Source organism: Methanosarcinales archaeon (assembly GCA_014859725.1).
GTDB lineage: Archaea > Halobacteriota > Methanosarcinia > Methanosarcinales > Methanocomedenaceae > Kmv04.
Window position 1 is genome coordinate 1 of sequence record JACUTQ010000286.1, and the last position, 1,534, is coordinate 1,534.

General features: G+C 37.9%; 2 protein-coding genes. Both read left to right on the forward strand.

Annotated elements, in window-relative coordinates; translation table 11 throughout:
* Positions 1 to 438 (forward strand): hypothetical protein (locus IBX40_13325; GenBank protein MBE0525293.1); only part of this gene is annotated, 438 nt, incomplete at its 5' end.
* Positions 439 to 502: 64 nt separating this feature from the next.
* Complete coding sequence (locus IBX40_13330) at positions 503 to 1,483, forward strand: hypothetical protein (protein ID MBE0525294.1); 981 nt, start codon at positions 503 to 505, stop codon at positions 1,481 to 1,483.
* The last annotated feature ends 51 nt before the right edge of the window (positions 1,484 to 1,534 follow it).

A 1,534-nucleotide genomic window follows, 5' to 3' on the forward strand; every position in this document is an offset into this window, starting at 1 on the left:
TATTCCATTATATACTATTGGTACAAAGCCGGGAGTGTCTCTAAACTTGGGGGCAGTCATGCAGATGCGTCATTTGTACCCTATAGCAATGTTGAAGCATCGGTACATCTTGGAAATGGAGTCATAGCTCCTGTTAAGGGTTACAGAGATGCAAATATCGGCGAGAGGGTATATATCTCTGGTGCTACAACAGGTCCGTCTTCAGGATATGTAGAAGGAGTAGCTAATGTTCAGTATCCAGACGGCAGCATTTACTACGATCAAGTGAAGGCAACTTATTATTCTGCCGGTGGTGATAGTGGTTCTCCCGTATACTATTTAGATGGAGGAAATCGTATTATAGTGGGCATTCACGCGTCGAGGGCGGGACAATATGCCTACTTTTCAAAGGTCTCATGGGTACAAAGTGAACTAAGTGTAACTCCTCTGACTAGATAAAAATATGTAAGGTAAAGAGTTATAGAATCCATTCTATAATCCTTTATTTTCATAGAGGGATGAAATGATAAAATCAAACCATTTAATAATAGGTATGATGGGAGTTTTTGTTATCTTTGCCTTTGTTACTAATATATCACAGAGTGGCAATTTAACTGAAGGAGATGGAAATATCAATATTAAAAAAATAAACAATGTAGAATATAATTATTTATATTATCTAATCCCTACTGCTTATGAATCCATCGCCACCTATGGAGAGCCTCCTGAACTTAAGACCGAGATTCAAAGGCAAAACTGGTCTGATAATCTTAAAAGACTCGCAAAAAGTTTAGAAATTGAACTAAGCCTCAACTATATGTATCCAAATGGTAAAGTAATAACATACGGTGAGAACTCCAACGGTTATTTTGTGGTAGTATTCTATAAAAACTTAACAATCGAGAAGCCATTGATAGATGAAGTCCATGCATTTATAGATGAAAAAGCAAAAACGATAGGTATTCAAAAAGTACCAGTAGAATTCGGACGCGGAGGTTTTCCCGTGGTTGGGGTAGATTGGAGATCAGAATCTGAAAAGAAGGCTGATGAAAAATATGAGAGAAGCGGTAGAGCATCATATAAACCAGTGGTTATAGCTACCTATGGGAAGCTTCCTGAGCTTAAAACCGAAGACCAAAGATGGAATTGGTTTAATAAAGATCAACGAATGATTATGGAGGGTTTGAGAAATAAAACACTGTCTTACTTTACTCCAAAAGGGCCTTTAGTTGCTTTCGGCACTGATTCCGATGGTTATTTTGTTGCAACAATTTATAAAAACTTAACAGTTGAGAAGCCGCTATTAGATGAGATCTACGGAATAATTGATGAAGAAGCGAAAAAAAGGGGAATCCGTGACGTTCCTGTCAAGTTCGTTTTGGGTGATTTTGCTCGTCCAGACCTGCAGGATGTTGAGGCGTTAAATAAATCAGCCCCCGATTCGGGATTGCCGGGTGTATTGATTACTTTGTTCATTGGATGGTTATTTATTCGACAACGGTGAGATGGATATTCAAGACCAGACGCTTTTTATTTTTTTAGTTATAGAAATCTT